Origin of the sequence: Exiguobacterium sp. SH3S1, from assembly GCF_004337105.1 — a bacterium.
GTDB lineage: Bacteria > Bacillota > Bacilli > Exiguobacteriales > Exiguobacteriaceae > Exiguobacterium > Exiguobacterium aurantiacum_A.
The window spans coordinates 34,933-58,908 of sequence record NZ_SJUW01000004.1; the positions used below are offsets into that span (position 1 = coordinate 34,933).

Below are 23,976 nucleotides of genomic sequence, written 5' to 3' on the forward strand. Positions count from 1 at the left end.
TTGAGCGAACTGAAAACCTGTCAACCATCGCGCCAGAGCGATTCGGCCTTCAAGATATGCTCGACCGCTTGCGCGCCTTCTCGTAACACGGACGTCTTCCACGTCTCATCTTCCGGGTAGAACATGGCCATGAATTCTTTTTTGATGCCGTTGCGTGCCTCCGGGTCTTTCGTGCCTTCGAAATAGAGACGATTCTCTAAAATGATCGTCAAAAATTCACGGATCAGCGCTTTCGTCGACGTGCCGAACGTCCCGAATTCGAACAAGGCCGAGACGAGCTGCTTGTCCGGATACTGCGTGTCGCGGACGTAATAGAAATGGTTCGTCGAGTCGCCAAGCACGTCATCCGGATTGTACGTCTTGATGTTCTTCAACCCATACGTCTGTTTTAACTGCTCGGCGCTGCGTCCGTCCCGCTCGCTGACGAGCATCGTCACTTCGTTCGTCGGCCCGAGCGCGGTGTGCCAGTCCATATGGACGACCCGGTCGTAACGGTCGAGAAGATCGTGCTGGATCTCTTTCATGAAGACGGCGGACGGTTCGTCGGCGTCCCCGCCATAATAGACGCCTTTCGGGAATTGGTACTGGCCCATCCCTTTCGCCTCGTTCATCGCGTCGAACCCGTCGAGCTTGATGCCAGAGCCGAGGAACGAATAAATGTGTTCGCGCGCCTCGTGATAGTCGTCGATGACACCGTCCGGGACGAACAAGTGGCGCATCACCTCATACTCTTTATTGACGTTTCGCGGCAGCGATTCCCGGTCGACGACGTAGTTTCGATTCAAATCGACGTTATGTTCGTTGACGCGCCGGAAATGTTTCATCCCCCATGGGTTGACCGCATGGATGAAGCAGACACCTGTCACGTCATGGCGGACGTTGCCGAGCTGTGTCTCGATGAATTGCTGCGTCACGGCCGCACCGGCGTAGCCTTCGATCCCATGCTCGCCGATCGTCATGAGCAGCATCGCCTCACGTGACCCGGCCGGTTCGCCGATGATCACGTCGATTGTATCTTCCCCGATTGAATGCGACATCGTCCGCGCGCTCGGGTAGTATTGTTTGACGGTGTCGAGCAAATCGAGAAACCTCTCGCGCGACTCGTCGTAAGATGATGAAAAATAAGTACTCATATGATTCCCTCCATTCATGTCTTCTGTACCCCTTTCCCATTTCGAGGCAAGCTAAAAACGCCTCCCGAGGAAGGCGTTTCGATTAATGGGCTCCGGCTTTCGTGCTGCGGTCTTGGCGGCGGAACGCAAACAAGTAGACGAGCGGGGCGAGCAAGACGGCACCGAACAGCCAATACGCACCGGGGCTTGCGAACAACGGTTCGAACGCGCGGAAGAACAAGGCGACAACTGAAAACCCGACGACGAGCTCGGCTGTCCAAATGACGGCGCGCCGGACGGCAAGGGTGATCGTGTTCGTTTTTTGGAAGAGTGCTGCGATAAACGCGATCAAAAAGGCCGGGAAGCTACTGAACCAGAGCATCCGATTCAACGTCGATTCGGCAAAATAGGTGTTGCCGAGCGACACGGTGATCGCGTAATGGGCGATCAACACAAGCAAGACGACGATCCACCCGACAAGCACATCTCGTTCCCATTTTTTCATCCTTCTCCCTCCATTCTTTAGAAAAAGAGCTACACTTGTATTTACCCGTTTCTCGTGCTGTTCGGTCACATGATACAACAAAAAACGCATCCCATCAGGAACGCGTCTTCGTTCACTTATCGAACAGATGGCTCGCCCAGTCACGGGCCCGCTCGAGCTCTCCATCTTTGAGCGGTCCTTCTTTGTCGAGGACGAGGAATGATTCTTGAAGCACCGGCTCTGCTCCTTTTTCCGTAAGCGCCCGTTCGATCCGGGTCGCGGCGTGGCCGAACCATTTGACGATCTTCCCGACGAAAAAGCCTTGGTCTTCTTCGGCCATGCTCGTATCGAACGCTGCGGCCCGCACTCCGCGGAGCGCGTGATCTGACAGTCCGTCGAGAAACGTCTTCACGTCCTCGGTCTCGCGTCCGCCGTGTGTCGGTGATCCGACGACGAGTAAATCGAGGTTGGCGAGATCCCCGTAGCCGATATGACTGATGTGAACCGCCTCGACTTGATGAAGCTCGCCGAATCCGTCTTTGATGGCGTGGGCGACTTTTTCTGTGCATCCGTACATCGAGTCAAAAGTGATGAGGATTTTCATGACGTATCCCTCCATTAAGCGAAAACTTTCTTATGTCTACATGGGACTATTCCCTTAATGATGGACCGCTCATCATGTATCCATTCTTTTCTCTATAATCCGAAGAAGCGCTTCAATATTCTCGACTTCATGGTCATCCGCCTCGGTATCCCGATACGTCTTGATATATGCGTACAAGACATCTAAACCCTCTGTCATCGCAAACACGAGTGCTTTTAGAATCTCTATGTGCAAGTCTGCCCAACTCCATGTCTCCACTGACTTCAATACGTCTAACAATTCAAGAAGGACCGTATCATTGGATAACGCATTGATGGCAGAGCAGATTGAAGGATCGAGCTCGTTCGCAGTCTCCCAACTCATCTCGGTCAACTCTTCAAATTCATAGTCTGACATCCCGATCATCAATGCGATTCCTTGCTTCAAGCGTGTCTCCGGAGTTTGGACAATGAGCACATCACTCGTCCTAGCATCGACAAAGGATTGAAATCTCGAAAGCGACGTGTAATCAAGTTCGAGCATTGGAAACACCTCACTGAAACGCCACCTCATTTCTTTAATGGCTTGGTCAAACGACGGCGGACGTACCTCAAATGCACGTGCGATCCGCGGATAAAGTTGCGAATCGTTTGCCAGACCCATCAAGATGTTGACGAGTTCCTGCTTTTCCAGCTGTTGAAGCTGTTGTTTCAAATCAATCTTTGAGGGTGCCATGACTTCCTCACGCAACACAAAGTACGCGGCGACCTCATGTTTACATCGACCTTTCGAATATGGACAATCACAAGACGACTCGATAATATCGACGCCCGACAAAGTGATGACGACTTCGTACTCAGCCGTCCCTTCCGCAGTGAGATGATACGTCGAGTCTTGTTCCGATTCAATGAACACCCGGTCTTCGAGCCAATACTCGTAGCCACGCTCTAAAATTCGATTCGAAATCTGTTCCTCAAAATTATATAAGTTCATCGACGTTTCCTCAGCCTAGTGCCCAAAAATACCGCGATTCCCAAGCCGATGGCGGCATAGGCGATTACGTCTAGATGATTTCGGCTGTCAAACGGTGCTTCATGGACGAATTCGGCCCGCTTCCACTCAGTACCGTCCTCGACCGCGAGCACGTCTTCGACCGACTCCCCTTCCACTTGACGATATTCTGTTCCGATCGGATACATGTTCGAGGCGTCGCCGTAATAGTCGCCGGTCATATCGTCAGCCAACGCCTCGACCTCGCCGACGACCTCACCAAGATCCGCCTCGGCGACGACTTCGTCCGTCACTTCATACACCCGTCCGTCCAAGACGACGAACGCGTACGCCCATGACAAGGCATGGACCGACAGTGAGACGGACAGCAGCAACACCACCATCCAGACGAATCGTTTCATTCGATTGCCCAGACGAACGTCGCCGTATCGCTCAAATCGATATCGTCCGGCTGAAGCTCTGGCATCGACGCCTGTGAATGGAACACCTCTTCATGGAATACTAAATTCGTTGGCGAGTAAAGATGGAGCTCGCCCCACGTATAGTCAATCCGTTTCAATTCCCCAAGCCTCGCACCGGCCGCTTTCGTCAACAATTCAGCCCGATGCAACGCACTCTCCGCCGCGCTGGCGAGGAGTGCATCGCTAACCACATCTGAATCTTTAATTGTGAACTTGATGGACAGTTTCGGATCTGCCATTGAATTCGTGACGCTTTGAATGACGTCAGACAAGCGTTTCGTGTCGAGGTCAAACTCAAGTTTTGTTCGTTGCTCACACACATAGCCACGGAAACGAGATTTATAATTTCCGTCCTCGTCACGGTAACTTTCATAGTCTGTATCGATCGAGAAGTCGGTCGTCTTTAGAGCGGTCTTATCGAAGCCGGCCTGTCCAAGCACCTTTTGCAGACGCGCCACGGCCGTCGCCGCCTCGTTCATCGTCTCCTCGTAACGCACGGCCTTCGAGGTCAACTCCATTTTCACGACAATCAAGTCTGGCTTGGCCGATACTTTTCCCGTTCCTTTGACTGTGATGGTGCGTTCCATGTTTCATTCTCCCCTTTCTCTCTATCCCAAGTCGCTTAATTGTGCAATTGCCATTGCGTCATCGTCCGAAACGGAACGAAGCCGATGCTGTAATAAAACATCTGGTCTGAAGCGACAATCGCCTGTTCTGCCCCTAGTTTCCCGCTCCGTATGATCGCCTCATAGACGACCGACTTCCCAAAGCCTTTCCCCCGGTATGTCGGGTCCGTCACGACCGGTTCGACGTAACTATAGCGATCACCCGGGCGATACCAGACACCACAATGTGCCACATACTTCCCCTCAGGTGAGGCAATGGCAAGGATCAGTTCGGGTAGAATCGCAGGACTCGACAACATTTTTTTCCGTCCGGCGATGGTCGCGGCATCATCCGGCGCATTCCCGTCATGGTCAAAGCCACGCCACATCACTTGGTTGTATTGTCGCCAATCCCATTCATCCGCGAGAGATACGTAGGAGAACCCGTGCGGCAACGACTCCTTACTTATCCGGGAAACGTGAATTTTCGCGAACCGCTCGATTTGTCTCGTCGGTCGAAATCCTGTCTCTAAGGCGGCAAGTTGCAGACACTCATCCTCATCCGGTAACAATAGTCGCAAATCACCGTGACTATGCAACCGCTCGACCGCATAGGCAACGAGTTCAGGTTTCAATGCGTCGTACCCTTTCTCTACGACCAAAATCGCTTCCCCTAAATTGAGCTCATACGTCGCCAGGGCGACAAGGCGCCCATCATCTTCCCACATGCCAATCCGATGCACATGTTCTTGATCACGAAGCGCATGGTTCACCGCCCAGTCCCACGCCCCCCATAAAAGACGTGGTGCCTGCAGCTCCGTCGCATTGATTCTGATGAGAAAGTCTCTTACTTTTACAGCATCCTCCGACACATAAGGCTCATGTGAATACGGTCGAAATGAGATCACTGTGCCACCCCCTCTGTAAAGCTTTCACTGAACAGCATCCAGTCCCTGCCAATACGTGATGTTGCTACAATTCGCCAGCGACTTCGAAACCTCCTTCACGATGGCATCGCACTAACCGCCCACTTGACATCGGTCAGTTCGTACAAGAAATGAAAAGAGTGAGCAACCGAATAATCGTGTCCCCATTCCCGCTCCAACCATTCTCTTGTTATGTAGCAGTTTTTTTCAAAAGGAGACAAAAAACCGGACGTGATGCCACGTCCGGCAAATCTACAAGCATTTTGCGAAAATGTCACGATTTGACGACAAGGAGACACTCTGGTCGCTCAAACCCGGCATCACCTAAAAATCGCAACTCATCAATCGTCAACTCGTCGAGCGTGATCGAACGAACGCTCGGCTCCGTCTGTTCATCGACCCACACTTTCCAAATCTCGACTTTGTCCGCCGTCTTCAGGTGGTCGGTGATGTAGTCAACGAGTTGCTGGGCTCTCGTTTCGGTGTAGCGCCAACGCAATTCAGCGACGTGCGGTTTTTTCGAGTACGCCTCGACGTTTTCCTCTGCATAATAGAGGTCTCGTTTGATTTCGATTTCGTCGAGGTGCTCTTCAGAATCGACATGCATCAAAATCTTTTCGTCACGATCGAGTTCTTCATCATCCGTGAGCATTTCAGGCAACACGACACCTTTTTTGATGGCCTCGTTGATGGATAAGAATTCGATATATGGATTTTCGACTTCTTTTAGCGGTCTATCGCTCGTCATAAATTGAAATTCACTCATGTTATTTGCCTCCCACTCTTATATCATCATAGTCATTGTTTCATCGCGCGAATGGAAATGATGAGTCCAATCAAATAGCCGATTATCGAGCCGACAACAATCCCGTATGCAACTGTAAAATCGAATAATAGAGAGATGATCATCCCGGCAGCCGTTCCGAAAATAAGGCCAAGTCCGACTGCTGATTCGCGCCATTCGTTCATTTTCACCCTCCCCTTCCTTCAATTTACTTCATACGAATCAACCTGATCAAACGTTTCATTTCCTACATTCCATTTCCTTTTGCTGTTTTGCATACAAGAAAGGGACCCAGCATACACTGAATCCCTTCAAAAATCATTCTACTGTCGACGCCGCCTCGGCGAGCGCCGCTTCTTCTTTGTGATAGTTCTCGACGAACGCGTCCAGGAGCGCTCGCACTTCGTCTGTCGATTTTGTATCCATCAACTTCACACGGAGGTCGCTCGCCCCGCGGAAACCTTTCACGTAAATCTTGAAGAAACGGTGCAAGTTCGAGATCGAACGTGGCACGTCTTCTTGGAACTTGTCTTGAAGGTCGAGTTGGAGACGAAGCAGATCGAGGTGTTCTTCCATCGAATGCTCACGCGGCTCTTTCTCGAACGCGAATGGGTTTTTGAAAATCCCGCGGCCGATCATGACGCCGTCGACGCCATACTTCTCGACGAGCTCGAGACCCATTTGACGGTCGAGAATATCACCGTTGATCGTGATGAGCGTATCCGGTGCAATCTCGTCACGCAATTTCATGATATCCGGAATCATCTCCCAATGCGCGTCGACTTTACTCATCTCGGAGCGTGTCCGCAAGTGAATCGACAAGTTGGCGATATCTTGCTTCAAGATGTGCGTCAACCAGTCGCGCCACTCGTCAAGCTTCGAAAAGCCAAGACGCGTCTTGACGCTGACCGGGATGCCACCGGCTTTTGCCGCTTGGATGAGTTCGGCCGCGACGTCGGGACGCAAGATGAGGCCGCTCCCTTTTCCGCGCTTGGCGACGTTCGGGACCGGGCAACCCATGTTGATGTCGATGCCCTTATAACCCATCTCGGCCATACCGATGCTCATCTCGCGGAAGTAGTCCGGGTTGTCGCCCCAAATGTGGGCGACGATCGGCTGCTCGTCCTCGGTGAACGTCAAGCGTCCACGGAGGCTGCCTTTTCCTTCAGGGTGGCAGTAGCTGTCCGAGTTGGCGAACTCGGTGAAAAACACGTCCGGTCGGCCGGCATGGGCGACGACGTGACGGAAGACGACATCGGTCACATCTTCCATCGGGGCAAGTATAAAGAATGGACGCGGAAGGTCGCGCCAGAAGTTTTCGTTCATAAGAATCATTCCCTTTCGTAATCAGTCCAATAAAATCACTGTATACATTCTATTACGGACGGGGGAATGTATCAACTAACAATACTTTCGAATTTTTTAACATAATTAAGCGAGAATTCTCCCACCTCTAAGCGTCTGGGGCGAAGCCCAGCGTAGGTGGGAGATGAATCGCCCGTACATAAACCTCTTGGCCACCCCTGTGACAGATATGACGAACATAAGTTCGTGATTCCGTCAGATTTCCCTTCCCCCGCCGCGGGTATCTGATGAGGAAGGCGTTCATCACGATCATCGGCCGAGAGGAGGCGCAGACATGCTGAAGGGCTACAAATACCGGCTCCACCCGACCGCGGCACAGGCCGAGTTCCTGGTCCGAACGATCGGCTGCGCCCGCTTTATCTACAACAAGCTGCTCGAGGACCGCATCACCCTCCACGAGGAGGCGAAGGCGAGCGGCGGGCCGAAGCGGAAGCCACCGACACCCGCCTCGTACAAGCCCCTGTTCCCGTTCCTCGCCGAGGCGGACAGCCTCGCGCTCGCCAACGCGAAGCTTCACCTCGACGCGGCGTTCGCAAAGTTCTTCGCCGGGACGGCCGGCTTCCCGGTGTTCAAGTCGAAACGGAAATCACGCGCCTCCTACACGACGAACAACCAGCACGGCACGATCCGCATCGAGGGAAACCGGGTCCGGCTCCCGAAGGTCGGGTTCATCCGCTTCACACAGCACCGAATCTTCGACGGCGTCATCCGGTCGGCGACCGTGTCGATGACGAAGACGGGCAAGTTCTTCGTGTCGCTCCTCGTGGAGAAGGACGACGAGCCGTGGGTCCCGGCCGAGCACAAGATCGGGATCGACCTCGGCCTCGGGCACTTCGCCGTCATGACGAACGACGCGATGGTGACGGAGAAGATCGCGAACCCGCGCAACCTGCGCGAGGCCGAGGAACGGCTCAAACGGGCGCAGCGCGCGCTCTCCCGCAAGAAGCCCGGCAGCAGGAACCGCGAGAAGGCCCGGCTCGTCCTCGCGAAGAAACACGAGCAGGTCAAGAACCGACGGCACGACTTCCTCCACAAGCTGTCGCGACGCATCGTCGACGAGAACCAAGTCGTCGTGGTCGAGACGCTGAAGCCGAGGGAGATGATGCAGGACCGCCGCCTGGCAAAATCGATCGGGGACGCCGGGTGGGGCGAGTTCGTCCGCCAGCTCGCCTACAAATGCAGGTTCCACGGCCGCACACTGATCCAGGCCGACCCGTGGTTCGCCTCGACCCAGGTTTGTTCGGCCTGTGGCGAGAACGGCGGCAAGAAGGACCTGCACGTCCGCGAGTGGACATGCGCCGTATGCGGCACGCACCATGACCGCGACGTCAACGCGAGCCTCAACCTGTTGGGTCTCGCCGACTGAAACACTCCAGGGCAGGGACTGCCCGACGCGCTTGGTCCACAACCGTGGCTGGTCAAAGCACGGTCTTCCCAAGAAGCTCCCACTTCAAGTTGCGAAGCAAATAAGTGGTGAGTAGTTCACTGCTCCTCATTCTCAATAATTTTGAAGAAGTGCGTGAATCCGTCTTGCAACAAGTATTCGAGCACACGATTCATATGTTCCGGCTCGACAACATTTGTCTGTAGCAACGTTTGGAGCACCATCCCATCGATCGCCGCCATCGTCCATGCGGCGACCGCTCGCGTCGAAGGACCTCGCTTGACACCGTATGCTCGTACGAAGATCGCCTCCACCCGGTCGATCCAATCCTCGTACTTTTCTCGAAACTTGTTCTGTAACTCCTCGTTCCCGAGCATCGCTTCATGTGCCAAGTAAAACTGCAGTCGACTCTCCGCATCTTTTTTTAAGCGGTCTTGCATCCCGTCGAAAATCTCTTGAATGATGTCACGGGCCTCTTTTTTGTCTTCGGTCGATACGGTCGCGATTCGGCGAATCTCGCTCAAGCCCTCGTCCATCACATCATAAAGAATGGCCTCTTTGGAACTGTAATAGTGATAGATGGCGCCCGTGCTAAACCCCGCCTTCTTCGCGATGCCACGAAGCGTCGTGCCTTGGATCCCGTTCTCGATGATTGTCGCTCGCGCCGCCTCTAATATCTTTTGTTTCCCTTCGTTCATCATGTGCTCCGACGCTCCTCACGTAATAATGACTAATTATATCATAATGATTTGACGGTTCTATGACATGTACCTGTGACGTCCTGAACATCATTGACAACGCTTCCAAAAGTTTGTTACACTTTTCACATAAACATAACGAACGTTCGGTATGTTTATCGATCTCATATTTTTCATTGTTGTTTCGTCACCAATACTTTAGAAATGAAAGGGGCGTTATAGTATGTTCTTCTTTGAATCCATTCCTTGGTACAATGTCGTCATGTGGTTCGTCGTATTCGGCTTGTTGATCGGATTAAATGAAATCGTCCGGTCTAGCAAAAAAGCCAGCATTCTCATGTTCATGGCGGTCCCGGTCGTGTTGACCCCGATTTGGTTCTTCACCGCCGACCCTGAAATCACGTCATGGTTTCACTGGGTGAAAGTGTATTCCGCTCTCGCCGGAAGCTTGATTTACATGGTCATCCGCTTCACCGATTATCACAAAAAACATCCATGGTATTTGATACTCGTGCCGGGTATCTTGGCCCTCAATATCGCCGAGGCCGTCGTTCGAGAATTCCAAGTCGGCATTATGGGGTTTGAAGGCATGGTCGACGGGATGAATTACATCTCGGGTGGTTGGAACTACGTGAACGCCGTTGCCGGGATCCTGAACTTGCTACTCATCTGTGGTTGGGTCGGCATCTTCGCGACATCCGGCAAGAAAAAAGACATGCTCTGGCCAGATCAGACGAAGCTTTGGATTGTTGCTTACGGCATCTGGAATATCGCCTACGTCTATTCATGTGCACCAGGCAATGCATTCTATTCAGGCTTTGCCTTGAACATCGCCGCGACGGTTCCTGTCCTCCTTTGGGCGAAAGGGACGTGGATGCAAAACCGCGCCCAAACACTCACGTTTTGGATGATGTGGGTCATGACGTTCCCTTACTTCTTCGCCGTCGGCAGCACGTTCAACGTGAGCGTGTCGTATAATCCGGCAGCGAACTGGACGATCGCGCTGCTCAGTCTTGCATTAAACGTCGTCCTCGCCGTCTGGCAAGTGACGCGCATCGTCAAATACAAACTCAATCCGTTGAAAGACGAGTTGTGGAAAGATACGAACGAATACAAAGAAATCAACGCGTTGCGTGAAGATGCAGTTCCTGGACGAGAAACCGCGATCGGTAAAGCGTTGTAAGCGAAAATCAATCAATCGTAATCATCCCTCATGTTCATCCCGATCCAAACGTGCTCACCACTCTTGAATCGGTAGCACAGTGACTATCAAAAAAATCCTTAGACTAACCGTCTTAAAACGGCTAATCTAAGGATTTTTTTATATTTTCTCCATCCACGCCACCGTCTCCACATGCGCCGTATGCGGGAACATGTCGACCGGTGTCACTTCGACTAATTCGTAACCGCGGTCGGCGAGATAACGCATATCGCGCGCTTGCGTCGCGACGTTACACGATACGTAGACGATCCGTTTCGGTGCCATCTCGACCATCGTCTCGAGGAACGACTCGGCACAGCCTTTACGCGGTGGGTCGACGACGATGACGTCCGGATCGATGCCGTCTTGCTTCCACTTCGGAAGGACGTCTTCTGCCGCGCCACAGGCGTACGTCACGTTATCGATCTCGTTGACGAGCGCGTTCTGTTTCGCGTCCTCGATCGCTTCCGGTACGACTTCGACGCCGTAGACGTGCGCTGCTTTTCGGGCAAGGAACAGGCTGATCGTGCCGATACCGCAATAGGCGTCGACGACTTGTTCCGTGCCGGTCAACTGCGCATATTCAAGCGCCTTGCCGTACAGCTTCTCCGTCTGGACCGGGTTGACTTGGAAGAACGAATGCGGGGAAATCGTGAACGTCAGTCCGCCGATCTTGTCCTCAATCGTCTCGTGCCCGTATAAGAGTTTATTCGTCGCCCCTAAGATGACGTTCGTCTTGTCCGGGTTGACGTTTTGCATGATCGACGTCACGTCCGGCAGATGTTTCAAAATGTCGGCGACGATCTCGTTGACCCCTTTGATTTTTGTCGTCTTCGTGATGAGGACGATCATCAGTTCACCCGAGTGGTAGCCGTAACGGGCCATAACGTGGCGGATGACGCCGCGTCCTGTCTTCTCGTCATAGGCCGGCACACCGTGCGCCGCGAGCACGTCGCGGACGACTTGGACGGCCTCATCGTTCCGCTCGTCTTGGATGAGACATTCCTTCATCTCAACGATGTCGTGCGAGCGTGGGCGATAGAACCCGGCGACGAGACGATCTCCTTCTTGCTTGAACGGCACTTGCGCCTTGTTGCGGTAACGCCACGGTTCCGGCATCCCGATCGTCTCGTGGACCGGGACGTCAAACTGGCCGAGCCGCTGGAGCGCCTCGACGACGCGGTCCCGTTTTTGGCGAAGTTGTCCCTCATAGCTGAAGTGTTGGAGCTGACAGCCCCCACATTGATAAAAGATCGGGCACGGCGGTTCAACCCGGTCCGCGCTCGCTTGTTTCACTTCGATCAGCCGGGCGAAGCCGTACTGTTTGTTCGTCTTCGTCACGACGATCTCGACCGTCTCACCCGGGAGCGCGTTCGGCACGAACAACGTATAACCGTCGACGCGTGCCACGCCTGCCCCCTCGTGTGTGAGGTCATGGATGTGGACGTCGAGACGGTCGTTTTTAGTTACTGGTAGCATGAGTCTCTCCTTTCCCGATTCGAGAAGTACGTATTGGTTCATTACCCGTTCAGAGGCCAATGAAAAGCTCGGCGTGAGCGCCACGCCGAGCCGACTTATTCTGCTTTCTCATTCGACACGTTGAACAATTGCTTGATCATCTGTTCGCGTTCATATTGTGCGTTCAACTCTTCCATCTCGCGGATGCGCGCGTTCGGTGCGAGCACCGTCAAGTGGCGGAACAAGTTCCGCATCTCACCCGTGCATTCGCCGCCGTACTCGCCGTCGATGTTGAGACTCATCCGTTCCGTCGTCGTCTTCATCTTGACGTGTCCCGTCTTGACGTGTTCGACGAGCGGGCTCGACAAGTGCTCACCCCGGAGCAACAAGCGGACGACGTGGATGAACTCGAACAAGTTACATTTCCGTAAGATGAACAAGTCGAACAAGCCGTCATTGAGTGACGCGTGTGGCGAGATCTTCTCGAAGCCGCCGACCGAGTTCGAGTTCGACGTGAGGAAGATCATCACTTCCCCGCTGAACGTCCCTTCGTCATGCTCGAGCTCGATATACGTCGGTTTGATGAGCGGCAGCTTCTCCATCCCTTTGACGTAGTAGGCGAGCTGGCCGAGCGCCGTCTTCAACTTCGACGGCACTTCGTACGACAGCTCGGTCATGATGCCGCCGCCGGCGATATTGATGAAGTAGTGGATATCTCCCGCCTCGCCTTCGATCTCCCCGAGGTCGACCGGCATCTCGAAGCCGTCACAGATGACGTCGAGGGCGCCGACGACGCTCAAAGGGATCCGCATCGCCCGGGCGAAATCGTTCGTCGTTCCGACCGGGATGAGCCCGATCGTCGGACGTTCATCGAGCGGAGCGAGTCCCGAGATGACCTCGTTCAACGTCCCGTCCCCGCCGGCCGCGACGATCAAGTCGAACTCGGCCGCTGCGGCCCGCTCGGCTTCGAGTGTCGCGTCACCGATCGCTTTCGTCGCGTACGTCGACGTCTCATAACCCGCATCCTCGAGGCGGTTCAAGATATACGGGAGCTCCCGTTTGATCACTTCTTTTCCAGATGTCGGGTTATAGATGACCCGTGCGCGTTTTCGTTGCATATCGTTTCTCTCCCCTATGCTCATTTCGAGCGAAAAGCGAGACACAAGTGCCTCGCTGCTGCTTAACGTTTCGCGATCTCTTCGTGGAACAAGCCATCGAGGAGCGCCGGGTTCGCCATCCCTTTCGTCTGCTTCATGATTTGCCCGATGATGAAGCCTTTGGCACGGTCTTTCCCGTTTTTAAAGTCTTCGATCATCTGCGGATGCGCTTCGAATAAGTCGAGGATGTAGCCGCGCAGTAAGTTCTCGTCCGAAATTTGGGCGAGACCGTTCGCTTCGACGTACGCCTTCGGTTCGGCGCCTTCCTCGATCATGGCCGTGAACACGCGTTTCGCGATCTTCGAAGAAATTGTACCTTCTCCGATCAAACGAATCAACTCCGCGAGCGAGCTCGGCGTCAACTTCATCGTTTCGACCGTCTCGTTCGACTTGTTCAAGTGGCCGAGCACTTCGCCCATGAGCCAGTTCGCGGCAGCTTTCGGTTCGGCACCGGCCGCTGTCGTCGCTTCAAAGAAGTCCGAGAACTCGCGCGTCGACGTGAGCGCCTTGGCGTCATAAGCCGACAGGCCATAGTTGTTCATGTAACGTTCGCGACGTTCGACCGGAAGTTCCGGAAGCGTCTTGCGAATGCGTTCCTTCCATTCCTCGTCGATCTCGAGACGGACGAGGTCCGGCTCTGGGAAGTAGCGGTAATCGGCCGCCCCTTCCTTGACACGCATGAGGATCGTCTTCTTCGCCGCCTCATCGAAACGGAGCGTCTCTTGACGCATGACGCCGCCCATGATGAGGAGTTTACGATGACGCTCTTCCTCATAATCGAGCGCCTTCAAGACGTTCGAGAACGAGTTCAAGTTTTTGAGCTCCGTCTTCGTGCCGAACGGCTCTTGACCGAACGGACGGACCGAGATGTTACAGTCGCAACGGAGCGACCCTTCTTCCATCTTGACGTCCGAGACACCCGCGAACGAGAGCACTTCTTTCAAGCGTTCGAGGTAAGCGACCGCGTCTTTCGGTGACCGCATGTCGGCCTCACTGACGATCTCGATGAGTGGTGAGCCGGTCCGGTTGAAGTCGACGACCGAATGTTTCTCGCCCGTATGGTTCATCTTCCCAGCATCTTCCTCGAGATGGACCCGCTCGATGCGGAACCGTTTCATCTCGCCATCGACTTCGACGTCGACGTGGCCGTTAAAGCCGATCGGTTGGTCGAACTGCGAGATCTGGTACGCTTTCGGCGTATCCGGATAGAAATAGTTTTTGCGGTCGAACTTCGTATCGGTCGCGATTTCACAGTTGAGTGCCATCGCGGCCTTGATGGCGAGGTTGACCGCCTCTTCGTTCAATTTCGGCAAAACGCCCGGGTGTCCGAGACAGATCGGACACGTTTGCGTATTCGTTTCGGCACCGTACGTGCGCGAGCAGCCACACCAAATCTTCGACTTCGTGCTCAGCTCGGCGTGCACCTCGATCCCGATGATCGTTTCAAAGTTCATCGTACGTCCTCCTTAGAGCTGTGGCATTTTGAAACCGCCGTTTGCTTGTTCAAAAGCATGGGCCACGCGGTAGAGTGTTGGTTCGCTGAAGTGGTTCCCGATGATCTGCAGACCGACCGGGAGGCCGTCTGAGAGACCGGCCGGCACCGAGATGGCTGGTACGCCAGCCAAGTTGACCGGGATTGTCATAATGTCGTTGGCGTACATTGTGAGCGGATCTTCGAGTTGTTCGCCGAGCTTGAACGCCGTCGTCGGCGCCGTCGGTCCGATGATCGCGTCATAGTTCTCGAACACGCGCGCGAAGTCTTGCTTCATGAGTGTACGCACCTGTTGTGACTTCTTGTAGAACGCATCGTAATAACCTGAGCTTAACGCGTACGTCCCGAGCATGATGCGGCGTTTCACTTCTTCGCCGAACCCTTGCTCGCGTGAATACGTGAACACTTCTTCGAGCGCATCGGCCTCGGCGCGACGTCCGTAACGGATGCCGTCGAAACGGGCGAGGTTCGAAGACGCCTCAGATGAAGCGAGTAAGTAGTAAGTCGGGAGCGCGTATTTCACGGTCGGGAGCGATACCGTCTCAACGGTCGCACCGAGCGACTTGAGCGTCTCGACCGCTTGTTCGATCTGTTTGCGGACACCGTCTGATACGCCTTCTGCCATGAACTCTTGCGGCAGGGCGAACTTCATGCCTTTAATGTCGCCATGAAGTGATGTCGTATAGTCCGGAAGGTCGACTGTCGCCGATGTCGAGTCCATGTCGCAATGACCTGAGATGACGTTCAACAAATAGGCGTTGTCTTCGACCGAGCGCGTGAGCGGACCGATCTGGTCGAGTGACGAGGCGAAGGCGACGAGGCCGTAACGTGAGACGAGGCCGTACGTCGGTTTCATCCCGACGACGCCACAGTAGGCCGCCGGTTGGCGAATCGAGCCACCCGTATCCGAACCGAGGCTGAACAGTACTTGTCCGGCTGCAACCGTCGCGGCCGAACCGCCTGACGAGCCGCCTGGTACGCGCGTCGTGTCCCACGGGTTACGGACGACTTTGAACGCCGAGTTCTCGTTCGATGAACCCATCGCGAACTCGTCCATGTTCAACTTCCCGATCGTGACGGCACCGGCGTCGTGAAGACGCTCGACGACCGTCGCGTCATGGGCCGGGACGAAGTTCTCAAGGAACTTCGAGGCACACGTCGTGCGTGTCCCTTTCGTGACGATGTTGTCTTTGACGCCGATCGGCAACCCGAAGAGCGGGTTGTCCGCTGTCTTGGCGAGGTCGTCCATCCGTTTCGCTTGCTCGAACGCGTCCTCGTTCAACGTGAGAAAAGCACCGATTTTGTCATCGGTCGCCTCGATGCGGTCAAATGATTCTTTGACGAGGTCCGTTACCGTGACCTCACCTTCTTTTAATAAGGTATGTAGCTTGGCTACACCGTGATCGAATAGTGTCATGAAGGGCCTCCTTACTCAAAGACGGCTGGGACGCGGACTTGGCCGTTCTCCCAATCAGGCGCCATCCGTTCGACTTCCTCGCGAGGAAGTGACGGGCGGACCTCATCTTTGCGCATTACGTTTTTCAAATCTAGGGCATGGGTCGTCGGGATGACGCCCGTTGTATCGAGTTCATCGAGTTGCTCGGCGAACTCGAGGATTTTTGTCAATTGCTCCGTGAAGTGCGTCACTTCATCTTCCGTGATCGCAAGTCGGGCGAGTCCGGCAACGTGCCGAACTTCAGCTTCAGTGATTCGAGCCAAAGGTTCCACCTCCAACAGTTTTCAATACATCGTTCATTATCATACCACTTTTCCATAAGACAAAAAAGAAAATCCAATCCGGTCAAAGATGACCATTTTTTGAAAGTTAGGGAATCGCGCTAGAATATTGACTCGTTTCAAAAAACAGCTCTACGGTACACGGGCAATTCTCATTATGCTAAGAGAGTAGCAAACATTTTCTGAGGGGGATCACTATGTCAATCCGTAACAAATTGATCGTCGCCTTCACCGTCCTGTTAGTCTTATTACTCGGTGTGAGCGGCTATTCATTCTATGCGTTGAACGCCTCGAAGGCAGCCCAACAAGACATGAACGTCTCTTGGGTGCCCGGCATGGACCAAATTCATCAAATCGACAAGCAGTTGCTCGAGATTCGTCAGCACATGATGCGCCACGCTCTAGTCGAGGACGAGGTGACAAAGCAAAATGTCGAGCTCAGCATTGAGACGGGCGTCACGATTTTAAAACAACAGATGACCGGCTATGAGTCGACGATCATCAACAAGACCGACCGTGAACTGTTCGATCAGGCGACGGCACAATGGACGACGTTCCAGTCAAACATTGAGGAATTGATTCGCATCTCGAATGAAGAAGGACAAGCCGCAGCCGACTCCTACATCCGAGACACGGCCACGCCGAGCGTCGACGCGTTATCGAATACGCTCGGCCTCCTCGTCAACTTGAATCGTGATGGGATTCGTTCTGACACCGAGGCTGGTGAAGCGTTGTTTGCACAAGTCCAACTCACGCTCATCGTCATCATGATCGCCGCTATTCTGTTCACCGTACTCATGATGGTGTTCATCTTCCGCTCGATTTTCGAACCATTGAACGAGTTCAAAGTGAAAATGCGCGAACTCGCCACGAGCCAAGGCGATTTGACGACGTCGATCCCGGTGAAGCGACGTGATGAGTTCTCCGGGCTCGCGCGCGACTTCAACCAATTCATCGCCAACCTGCGCCAGCTCATTTTGCAAGTGAACGGCGTCTCACGCGGGGTGACCGAGCAATCCACTCGCATGTACGACGAATTGAAAGCGCTTAATACGTATATGACGACGACCGCCGCAACGACCGAGGACTTGACGGCCGGCATGCAACAGACCGCGGCGAGCGCCCAGGAAATGAACGCCTCCGCGTCGGATATGGAACGGACGCTCCATCAGATTGTAACGATGGCGGCCGAACGAAAAGTCGAGGCGGAGCAAGTCGACGCCCGGGCCATGGCACTCCGTACCCACGCCGTCGAAGCGAAAGCGTCAGCGATCGACGTCTTGTCCTCGACACGACACAATCTCGAACGGGCCATGCATGACGCCAAAGCCGTTCGCGAGATTGCGACGCTCACGAACGATATTTTAGACATCGCGGCGCAGACGAACCTGTTATCGCTCAACGCCTCGATCGAAGCGGCACGGGCCGGTGAGGCGGGACGCGGGTTCGCCGTCGTCGCCGACGAGATCCGTAAACTGGCCGAGACGAGCCGGACGACCGTCGAACGGATCCAAGCGATCTCGACGACCGTGCTCCATTCGGTCGATCATTTAAACGAGACGTCGAGCGAGATGCTCGGTTTCCTCGATACGAACGTATTGAAAGATTACGACCAGCTCGAAGACGCGGCCGAACGCTACAGCGAAGACGCCGGGCGCTTTGAGGCGACAGCCTCTGAATTCGCCGAAGCGGCCATCGAACTCGAACAATTGACGTCCGGTATGATCGGCGTCATTCAAGACGTCGCCGTGACGGTCAATAACGGGGCGCTCGGTACGCAAGACATCGCCGAGAAAGTGACGCTGTCGGTCGACCGGTTCAGTGAGTTGAACCGTGTCACCGAAGCGTCGCAACGGAAGATGGACGAGTTGAGCGAGTTGATCGGCCAGTTCAAAGTGTAAACAAAAGGACGCACTCCCTCGGGAATGCGTCCTTTTGTCATGCGGCCGACTGTTGCCGCTCTTTCCGTATCTCAAGTTCGAACCGCTTCGTCTCGGCGACGACAACACCCGACAAGAACAAGAGCCCAATCAAGTTCGGAATCGCCATCAGACCGTTGAAGACGTCGGAGACGGCCCAAATCAAGTTCAAGTTCGTCGTCATCGCACCGAGTCCGGCGACGACAATGTACACCATCCGGTACGGGACGATCGCCCGCTCCCCGAGCAGGTAATGGACCGATCGTTCCCCGTAATAACACCAGCCGATCACGGTCGAGAAGGCGAAGAAGACGAGCGAGATCGTGACGATGAGTTCACCGATCGGGCCGAGGAAGTAAGCAAACGACGCTTGCGTCAGCTCGATGCCTTGCAGCCCTTCCGTATACTGACCGCCCATGACGATCGTCAGCCCGGTGATCGAACAGACGATGAGCGTGTCGATCAACACTTGTGTCATCGAGATGAGCGCTTGCCGTCCCGGGAAATCTGTCTTCGCGGCCGCGGCCGCAATTGGTGCTGAGCCGAGACCAGCCTCGTTCGAGAATACGCCGCGCGCGACCCCGTAACGGATCGCGGCACCGAGCGCCCCGCCGCCGATTGCTTCGGCACTGAACGTACTCGAGAAGATCGTCGCGAGTGCGGACGGGATCAAGTCGAAGTTCATGACTAAAATGGCGAGCCCGGCCCCGACGTAAGCGAAAATCATGACCGGGACGAAAATCCCGACGACTTTCCCGATCGATTTGACGCCACCGAGGATGACGAACCCCGTCAGGACCATCATGATGATACCGGTCGCGACCATCGGGACACCGAACGACGTGTTCAGCGCTAAACTGATCGAGTTCGTCTGGACGCCATTGCCGATGCCGAACGCGGCGATCGAGGCGAACAAGGCGAACGTCATGCCGAGCCAACGTTTTTTAAGCCCGTGTTCTAAATAGTACATCGGGCCGCCGGCAACCTCGCCCCGTTCATCGACGGTACGATACTTGACGGCAAGGATCGCCTCGGCGTATTTTGTCGCCATGCCGATGAAGCCACTCAGCCACATCCAGACGATCGCACCCGGTCCTCCGAGGACGATCGCGGTCGCGACCCCGACCATGTTGCCGGTACCGACCGTCGCCGCGAGCGCCGTCATGAGCGCTTGGAAGTGGGAGATGTCCCCACGTTGCCGTTTTCGTTTTTCGGCTTCCGCCCCACTCTGCTTTTTCGGGATGAACGCTTCTTTCAAGCCGAACCCGAGCCGTGTCACTTGGATGAATCCGAGCCGGAACGTCAAGAAGATGCCCGTCCCGATCAATAATATGAGCAAGTGTGGTCCCCAGACGAGGTTCGATAGACTCGTCACCCAACTTTCAAACTGCTTCACGTGATGTTCCCCCTATGTATGTATTCGCTTGACTGCTGGTTTATATTTTTCAGAACATTCTCAACTTCGTCAAGTTGACGCGGGGTGAAATCATACCGATTCTGCGTAATGTTTTTGTAATATATCTGTTCAACGCTCGGTTTTATCCTGTTTCCAACTTTAGTATTTGAAATAAAAATGTAACGATTCAATTCAGCAAAAAACCGACTTCCTCTATCAGGAAATCGGCTGGGTCTTGCTTATTTGGCGAGCGCCGCGACGACTTCGTCGACGTGACCGTTCACTTTGACACTGCGCCACTCCTCTTCGATATAGCCGTCCTCGTTGATGAGGAACGTCGAGCGGACGATGCCGTAATACTCCTTGCCGTAATTCTTCTTCAGCTGCCAGACGCCGTATAGCTCTGACACTTCATGCGTGTCGTCGACGAGCAAGTCGAACGGCAAATCGTTCTTCTCGATAAAGTTTTGATGCTTCTTCTGGCTGTCGGCCGAGATGCCGATGACGACGGCCCCGCTCATCTTCGGTGCGGCGTCACGGAAATCGCACGCCTCGGTCGTACAGCCCGGCGTCGCGTCTCTCGGGTAAAAATAGAGGACGACTTTCTGGCCGCGATAGTCTTCGAGTGCGACCATGTCCCCGTTTTGGTTCGGTAGTGTAAATGTTGGTGCTAGCATCTGATTTCCTCCTTATCCGAACGACGGGTCGACGAGCTGTTCGTCATATCCGTCGATCGCTTGTTCTAGTTTTTGTTTGAGCGGGTCGAGCACTTCGAGATAGTCGACCGGGTCTTCCGTCGCGGCCGCATCGCGGAGCGCGGCCTCGTTATCGATATACCACGTCTGGTACGCTTTAAAGTAATCGGTCATGATCGCTTGGTTTTCCGGGACGGTGAGCGTCTCTGACATGAGCAGGAAAACGTTATTGTCCGCCTCGAGCGCGACATAGTCCGTCTGGGCGTTGACCCGGTCGTAAATCGGTCCGGCCTCATCTTCCGGCACGTCGGCGAGACGGGCGTTCGCTTCAGCGTTCACCCCGTACTCGCTCGCTTCAATCCCCGTCAACAACTCCCCGACCTCACCGATCACGTCAGCCGGGACCAAGGCTGGTGTGACGACGAGCGACCAATCGTCGCCTTCCTTGATCGCGACTTTGGCGAGCCGGTTCGGCAGTTCGTTCCCGTCACCATCCTCCATCTCATGGACGATATAGGCGACGTCCTCGTCCTCGTTCACCCAACTCTCGACGATGTCACCTGGCGTCAGGTCACGCGTCACGGCACCTGTCGCCGGGATGTCGGTCCGGGCAGCAGCGTAGTCGATGTCCGCGAGCGCCTCGGCGTCTCCGTCACGGAGCGCTTGTTGATACGATTCATACACTGTCTCGACCTCGTCCGGGAGCGGTCGTTTCGTCTCTTCGACCGGTGCTGCCTCTTCATTCCCGCAAGCGCCGAGCATGAGTGTGAGCGCCAGCGGCAACATCCATTTTCTCATCCAATCATTCCTTCCTCGATCAATCTCTTTTCACCATCCTACCACGACTGAATTTAGAGCGGAAACGACACGCTTTTCCGGAAAATTGTTTCACTAGGATTTCATGAAGAATTCCGATACAATACAGACGTAAGCGCTTAACTGCATAATCACTTTAAGGGGGAACGAGAATGATTCCATACAAACATGAACCATTCACAGACTTTACAAACAAAGAGAACGCTGCCTTGATTCAAGCGGCGATCGAGAAAGTGAACGGGGAGCTTGGTCAGGACTATCCGCTCGTGATCGGTGGGGAAAAAGTGACGACGGAAGGTAAGATCACGTCTTACAACCCGGCCAATAAAGACGAAGTCATCGGACACGTCTCGAAAGCGAACCAAGAACTCGCGGAACGTGCGATGCAAGAAGCGCTCAAAGCGTTCGACACGTGGCGTCACGTCGACCCGTCTGTCCGTGCCGACGTCTTGTTCAAAGCGGCGAACATCGTCCGTAAACGGAAGCACGAGTTCTCGGCCTACCTCGTCAAAGAAGCGGGCAAGCCTTGGAATGAAGCGGACGCGGACACGGCGGAAGCGATCGACTTCATGGAGTACTATGCGCGTCAAATGCTCGAACTCAAACCTGGTAAGAAAGTCGAGAGTCGCCCGGGCGAGTACAACCGCTATGACTACATCCCACTCGGGGTCGGGATCATTATCAGCCCATGGAACTTCCCGTTCGCGATCATGGCAGGGACGGCCGTCGCGGCCATCGTCGCCGGTAACACGATCCTCTTGAAGCCAGCTTCGACGACACCGATCATCGCGGCGAAATTCGTTGAGGTCATGGAAGAAGCGGGTCTCCCGAAAGGCGTCCTCAACTTCATCCCGGGACCGGGCGCTGAAGTCGGCGACTACCTCGTCGACCATCCGAAGACGCGCTTCATCAGCTTCACTGGTTCACGCGACGTGGGTCTCCGCATCAACGAGCGTGCCTCGAAGTTGAACGATGGCCAAATCTGGCTCAAACGCGTCATCGCCGAGATGGGCGGAAAAGACACGATCGTCGTCGACGAATCAGCAGACCTCGAACTCGCGGCCCAGTCGATCGTCAAATCGTCGTTCGGCTTCTCGGGACAAAAATGTTCAGCTTGTTCACGCGCCATCATCGTCGACAGCGTGTATGACACGGTGCTCGACCGCGTCGTCGAATTGACGAACGAACTGTCAGTCGGAAACACCGAGCAGAACGAACACTTCATGGGACCGGTCATCGATGCGGCCGCGTTCAAGAAGATCACGTCGTACTTCGACGTCGCGAAAGAAGAAGGACGCATCGTCACGGGCGGTAAAGCGGACGACTCGACCGGCTACTTCATCGAGCCGACGGTCGTCGCCGACGTGGCACCGAAAGCACGTCTCATGCAAGAAGAGATCTTCGGGCCGATCGTCGCCTTCACGAAAGCGAAAGACTTCAAAGAAGCGATCGACATCGCCAACAACACCGAGTACGGCTTGACGGGCGCGGTGCTGACGCGTGACCGCTCGAACCAAGAATACGCACGCCAAAACTTCCATGTCGGCAACTTGTACTTCAACCGTGGTTGCACAGGCGCCATCGTCGGCTATCAGCCGTTCGGCGGCTTCAACATGTCAGGGACCGATTCAAAAGCAGGCGGGCCGGATTACATCCAGCTCCACATGCAAGCGAAAACGACGTCAGAGACGTTTTAATCCAGGGAGGCACGACGGGACAGCCCGTCGTGCCTTTTTTCTGTGTCGGCCTCACCCTAACGCCACGTCTAAAATCATCATGACGGTAAATCCAAGCATCAAGGCGATCGATGCCAAGTCCTTATGGCCATTCTCTTGCGACCCCGGGATGACTTCTTCGACGACGACAAAAATCATGGCCCCGGCGGCAAAGCTCAATGCGAACGGCAGTAGCGGCTCCATGACAAACACCGCCCAAACGCCGAATAAGGCGGCGACCGGCTCGACGACGGCCGACAGCTGTCCGTAGAAAAAACTCTTTCGTCGTGACATCCCGTCCCGCCTTAACGGCAGCGCCACCGCCACGCCTTCTGGAAAGTTTTGAATCCCGATCCCGATCGCGAGGGCGATGGCACCCGTCAACGAGGCCGATGGAAAGTCAGCCGCGACCGCCCCGAACGCGACCCCGATCGCTAGCCCTTCCGGTATGTTGTGCAACGTGATCGCTAAGACGAGCAACGTGCTGCGCTTTCGTTTGAACGGGCCGATTCCTTCCGCCTCACTGAGCGGGGAAGTCGGGTGCAAGTGCGGAATCAGTTGATCGATGCCCCATAAAAAGAATCCGCCCAATAAAAAGCCGACTGTGGCCGGCAACCAGGCCGGCCAAGCGTCCTGTCCTGCCATCTCGATCGCCGGCGCGAGCAACGACCAAAAACTGGCGGCAATCATCACCCCGCCGGCAAATCCGAGCATCCCGTCCATCAGCCGTTGATTGATCGATTTCGTCGTGAACACGACAGCCGCCCCGAGCGCCGTCATGCCCCATGTGAACAACGTCCCGAGCAAGGCTTGCATGGCCGGACTCAGTTGAGCCACCCCGTCCCACATCGCCATCGCCTCCCCTTAAGCTTTGTATGCGCACCCTATTCTTTTCCCGTCGTCCCCGCGTCGCTAATCTCAATTTGCACAATCAAAAAAGAGGAGAGCGACGTCGCTCTCCTCCGTTATAGTCCTAC

At 54.7% G+C, this 23,976-nt stretch carries 24 protein-coding genes; 4 read left to right on the forward strand and 20 right to left on the reverse strand.

Annotated elements, in window-relative coordinates:
- Positions 1 to 20 precede the first annotated feature (20 nt).
- The 10 genes from EVJ26_RS05890 to EVJ26_RS05930 all read right to left on the reverse strand — a co-directional run bounded on the left by EVJ26_RS05890 (position 21) and on the right by EVJ26_RS05930 (position 7,292).
- Entirely contained in the window at positions 21 to 1,133 is a 1,113-nt protein-coding gene (locus EVJ26_RS05890; RefSeq protein WP_131456582.1) for a M14 family metallopeptidase, read from the reverse strand.
- Positions 1,134 to 1,215: 82 nt separating this feature from the next.
- Positions 1,216 to 1,617 carry a hypothetical protein gene (locus tag EVJ26_RS05895; RefSeq protein ID WP_131469155.1) on the reverse strand — a complete coding sequence of 134 codons (402 nt, stop codon included), beginning with the start codon at positions 1,615 to 1,617 and terminating at the stop codon, positions 1,216 to 1,218.
- Between the two features lie 112 nt (positions 1,618 to 1,729).
- Positions 1,730 to 2,200, reverse strand: a complete 471-nt coding sequence (locus tag EVJ26_RS05900) for a flavodoxin family protein (RefSeq protein WP_236635511.1) — start codon at positions 2,198 to 2,200, stop codon at positions 1,730 to 1,732.
- A gap of 72 nt (positions 2,201 to 2,272) precedes the next feature.
- Positions 2,273 to 3,172: an SWIM zinc finger family protein gene (locus EVJ26_RS05905; RefSeq protein ID WP_131470059.1), complete on the reverse strand. Its 900-nt coding sequence runs from the start codon at positions 3,170 to 3,172 to the stop codon at positions 2,273 to 2,275.
- Positions 3,169 to 3,591: a hypothetical protein gene (locus tag EVJ26_RS05910; protein ID WP_131470060.1), complete on the reverse strand. Its 423-nt coding sequence runs from the start codon at positions 3,589 to 3,591 to the stop codon at positions 3,169 to 3,171. The genes EVJ26_RS05905 and EVJ26_RS05910 overlap by 4 nt, the downstream gene beginning before the upstream one ends.
- Positions 3,588 to 4,238 carry an SIMPL domain-containing protein gene (locus EVJ26_RS05915; protein ID WP_131469159.1) on the reverse strand — a complete coding sequence of 217 codons (651 nt, stop codon included), beginning with the start codon at positions 4,236 to 4,238 and terminating at the stop codon, positions 3,588 to 3,590. Before EVJ26_RS05915 ends, EVJ26_RS05910 begins: the two co-directional genes overlap by 4 nt.
- A 35-nt stretch (positions 4,239 to 4,273) precedes the next feature.
- Positions 4,274 to 5,164 (reverse strand): GNAT family N-acetyltransferase, encoded by an 891-nt coding sequence (locus EVJ26_RS05920; RefSeq protein WP_131470061.1) that lies wholly within the window; start codon positions 5,162 to 5,164, stop codon positions 4,274 to 4,276.
- 292 nt (positions 5,165 to 5,456) lie between these two features.
- A complete protein-coding gene (locus EVJ26_RS05925; RefSeq protein WP_131470062.1) occupies positions 5,457 to 5,948 on the reverse strand; it encodes a hypothetical protein in 492 nt (163 codons plus the stop codon).
- A 32-nt stretch (positions 5,949 to 5,980) separates the two neighbouring features.
- On the reverse strand, positions 5,981 to 6,151 hold the full coding sequence (locus tag EVJ26_RS14410) for a hypothetical protein (protein ID WP_161567606.1): 171 nt from the start codon (positions 6,149 to 6,151) through the stop codon (positions 5,981 to 5,983).
- Between the two features lie 133 nt (positions 6,152 to 6,284).
- Positions 6,285 to 7,292: a tRNA dihydrouridine synthase gene (locus EVJ26_RS05930; protein ID WP_131456567.1), complete on the reverse strand. Its 1,008-nt coding sequence runs from the start codon at positions 7,290 to 7,292 to the stop codon at positions 6,285 to 6,287.
- Between the two features lie 313 nt (positions 7,293 to 7,605).
- On the opposite strand from EVJ26_RS05930, the gene EVJ26_RS05935 reads away from it, so the two are divergent.
- The gene (locus tag EVJ26_RS05935; RefSeq protein WP_131470063.1) at positions 7,606 to 8,697 is read left to right on the forward strand and encodes an RNA-guided endonuclease TnpB family protein; all 1,092 of its coding nucleotides are present in this window, start codon (positions 7,606 to 7,608) and stop codon (positions 8,695 to 8,697) included.
- Positions 8,698 to 8,813: 116 nt separating this feature from the next.
- On the opposite strand, the gene EVJ26_RS05940 is transcribed toward EVJ26_RS05935, so the two are convergent.
- Complete coding sequence (locus EVJ26_RS05940) at positions 8,814 to 9,416, reverse strand: TetR/AcrR family transcriptional regulator (protein ID WP_131470064.1); 603 nt, start codon at positions 9,414 to 9,416, stop codon at positions 8,814 to 8,816.
- Between the two features lie 220 nt (positions 9,417 to 9,636).
- Here EVJ26_RS05940 and EVJ26_RS05945 point away from each other — a divergent pair, with 220 nt between their 5' ends.
- Positions 9,637 to 10,596, forward strand: coding sequence for a DUF5692 family protein (locus EVJ26_RS05945; RefSeq protein WP_131456563.1), 960 nt, complete (start codon positions 9,637 to 9,639; stop codon positions 10,594 to 10,596).
- A gap of 138 nt (positions 10,597 to 10,734) precedes the next feature.
- Here the strand turns inward: EVJ26_RS05945 and rlmD are convergent, their stop codons facing one another.
- The 5 genes from rlmD to gatC all read right to left on the reverse strand — a co-directional run bounded on the left by rlmD (position 10,735) and on the right by gatC (position 16,440).
- Complete coding sequence (gene rlmD, locus EVJ26_RS05950) at positions 10,735 to 12,093, reverse strand: 23S rRNA (uracil(1939)-C(5))-methyltransferase RlmD (protein ID WP_131470065.1); 1,359 nt, start codon at positions 12,091 to 12,093, stop codon at positions 10,735 to 10,737.
- Positions 12,094 to 12,188: 95 nt separating this feature from the next.
- A complete protein-coding gene (locus tag EVJ26_RS05955; protein WP_070328599.1) occupies positions 12,189 to 13,190 on the reverse strand; it encodes a diacylglycerol kinase in 1,002 nt (333 codons plus the stop codon).
- Positions 13,191 to 13,252: 62 nt separating this feature from the next.
- Positions 13,253 to 14,683 (reverse strand): Asp-tRNA(Asn)/Glu-tRNA(Gln) amidotransferase subunit GatB, encoded by a 1,431-nt coding sequence (gatB, locus tag EVJ26_RS05960; RefSeq protein WP_131456559.1) that lies wholly within the window; start codon positions 14,681 to 14,683, stop codon positions 13,253 to 13,255.
- Positions 14,684 to 14,695: 12 nt separating this feature from the next.
- On the reverse strand, positions 14,696 to 16,138 hold the full coding sequence (gene gatA / locus EVJ26_RS05965) for an Asp-tRNA(Asn)/Glu-tRNA(Gln) amidotransferase subunit GatA (RefSeq protein WP_131469203.1): 1,443 nt from the start codon (positions 16,136 to 16,138) through the stop codon (positions 14,696 to 14,698).
- A gap of 11 nt (positions 16,139 to 16,149) precedes the next feature.
- The gene (gatC, locus tag EVJ26_RS05970) at positions 16,150 to 16,440 is read right to left on the reverse strand and encodes an Asp-tRNA(Asn)/Glu-tRNA(Gln) amidotransferase subunit GatC (protein ID WP_016509877.1); all 291 of its coding nucleotides are present in this window, start codon (positions 16,438 to 16,440) and stop codon (positions 16,150 to 16,152) included.
- 215 nt (positions 16,441 to 16,655) lie between these two features.
- On the opposite strand from gatC, the gene EVJ26_RS05975 reads away from it, so the two are divergent.
- Positions 16,656 to 18,359: a methyl-accepting chemotaxis protein gene (locus EVJ26_RS05975; RefSeq protein WP_131470066.1), complete on the forward strand. Its 1,704-nt coding sequence runs from the start codon at positions 16,656 to 16,658 to the stop codon at positions 18,357 to 18,359.
- A gap of 37 nt (positions 18,360 to 18,396) precedes the next feature.
- Here EVJ26_RS05975 and EVJ26_RS05980 read toward each other — a convergent pair whose 3' ends face one another.
- The 3 genes from EVJ26_RS05980 to EVJ26_RS05990 all read right to left on the reverse strand — a co-directional run bounded on the left by EVJ26_RS05980 (position 18,397) and on the right by EVJ26_RS05990 (position 21,266).
- Complete coding sequence (locus tag EVJ26_RS05980; RefSeq protein ID WP_131470067.1) at positions 18,397 to 19,773, reverse strand: alanine/glycine:cation symporter family protein; 1,377 nt, start codon at positions 19,771 to 19,773, stop codon at positions 18,397 to 18,399.
- Positions 19,774 to 20,012: 239 nt separating this feature from the next.
- On the reverse strand, positions 20,013 to 20,450 hold the full coding sequence (bcp, locus tag EVJ26_RS05985) for a thioredoxin-dependent thiol peroxidase (protein ID WP_071398073.1): 438 nt from the start codon (positions 20,448 to 20,450) through the stop codon (positions 20,013 to 20,015).
- Between the two features lie 12 nt (positions 20,451 to 20,462).
- Positions 20,463 to 21,266, reverse strand: coding sequence for a hypothetical protein (locus EVJ26_RS05990; protein ID WP_131469209.1), 804 nt, complete (start codon positions 21,264 to 21,266; stop codon positions 20,463 to 20,465).
- Between the two features lie 170 nt (positions 21,267 to 21,436).
- On the opposite strand from EVJ26_RS05990, the gene pruA reads away from it, so the two are divergent.
- Positions 21,437 to 22,981, forward strand: coding sequence for an L-glutamate gamma-semialdehyde dehydrogenase (pruA, locus tag EVJ26_RS05995; protein ID WP_131470068.1), 1,545 nt, complete (start codon positions 21,437 to 21,439; stop codon positions 22,979 to 22,981).
- A gap of 51 nt (positions 22,982 to 23,032) precedes the next feature.
- On the opposite strand, the gene EVJ26_RS06000 is transcribed toward pruA, so the two are convergent.
- On the reverse strand, positions 23,033 to 23,848 hold the full coding sequence (locus EVJ26_RS06000) for a ZIP family metal transporter (RefSeq protein ID WP_131456547.1): 816 nt from the start codon (positions 23,846 to 23,848) through the stop codon (positions 23,033 to 23,035).
- Positions 23,849 to 23,976 lie beyond the last annotated feature (128 nt).

Coding starts and splice junctions, on each gene's coding strand:
- EVJ26_RS05890 (WP_131456582.1), bottom strand. CDS start 1,133: ATGAGTACTTATTTTTCATCATCTTACGACGAGTCGCGCGAGAGGTTT.
- EVJ26_RS05895 (WP_131469155.1), bottom strand. CDS start 1,617: ATGAAAAAATGGGAACGAGATGTGCTTGTCGGGTGGATCGTCGTCTTG.
- EVJ26_RS05900 (WP_236635511.1), bottom strand. CDS start 2,200: ATGAAAATCCTCATCACTTTTGACTCGATGTACGGATGCACAGAAAAA.
- EVJ26_RS05905 (WP_131470059.1), bottom strand. CDS start 3,172: ATGAACTTATATAATTTTGAGGAACAGATTTCGAATCGAATTTTAGAG.
- EVJ26_RS05910 (WP_131470060.1), bottom strand. CDS start 3,591: ATGAAACGATTCGTCTGGATGGTGGTGTTGCTGCTGTCCGTCTCACTG.
- EVJ26_RS05915 (WP_131469159.1), bottom strand. CDS start 4,238: ATGGAACGCACCATCACAGTCAAAGGAACGGGAAAAGTATCGGCCAAG.
- EVJ26_RS05925 (WP_131470062.1), bottom strand. CDS start 5,948: ATGAGTGAATTTCAATTTATGACGAGCGATAGACCGCTAAAAGAAGTC.
- EVJ26_RS14410 (WP_161567606.1), bottom strand. CDS start 6,151: ATGAACGAATGGCGCGAATCAGCAGTCGGACTTGGCCTTATTTTCGGA.
- EVJ26_RS05930 (WP_131456567.1), bottom strand. CDS start 7,292: ATGAACGAAAACTTCTGGCGCGACCTTCCGCGTCCATTCTTTATACTT.
- EVJ26_RS05935 (WP_131470063.1), top strand. CDS start 7,606: ATGCTGAAGGGCTACAAATACCGGCTCCACCCGACCGCGGCACAGGCC.
- EVJ26_RS05940 (WP_131470064.1), bottom strand. CDS start 9,416: ATGATGAACGAAGGGAAACAAAAGATATTAGAGGCGGCGCGAGCGACA.
- EVJ26_RS05945 (WP_131456563.1), top strand. CDS start 9,637: ATGTTCTTCTTTGAATCCATTCCTTGGTACAATGTCGTCATGTGGTTC.
- rlmD (WP_131470065.1), bottom strand. CDS start 12,093: ATGCTACCAGTAACTAAAAACGACCGTCTCGACGTCCACATCCATGAC.
- EVJ26_RS05955 (WP_070328599.1), bottom strand. CDS start 13,190: ATGCAACGAAAACGCGCACGGGTCATCTATAACCCGACATCTGGAAAA.
- gatB (WP_131456559.1), bottom strand. CDS start 14,683: ATGAACTTTGAAACGATCATCGGGATCGAGGTGCACGCCGAGCTGAGC.
- gatA (WP_131469203.1), bottom strand. CDS start 16,138: ATGACACTATTCGATCACGGTGTAGCCAAGCTACATACCTTATTAAAA.
- EVJ26_RS05975 (WP_131470066.1), top strand. CDS start 16,656: ATGTCAATCCGTAACAAATTGATCGTCGCCTTCACCGTCCTGTTAGTC.
- bcp (WP_071398073.1), bottom strand. CDS start 20,450: ATGCTAGCACCAACATTTACACTACCGAACCAAAACGGGGACATGGTC.
- EVJ26_RS05990 (WP_131469209.1), bottom strand. CDS start 21,266: ATGAGAAAATGGATGTTGCCGCTGGCGCTCACACTCATGCTCGGCGCT.
- pruA (WP_131470068.1), top strand. CDS start 21,437: ATGATTCCATACAAACATGAACCATTCACAGACTTTACAAACAAAGAG.
- EVJ26_RS06000 (WP_131456547.1), bottom strand. CDS start 23,848: ATGTGGGACGGGGTGGCTCAACTGAGTCCGGCCATGCAAGCCTTGCTC.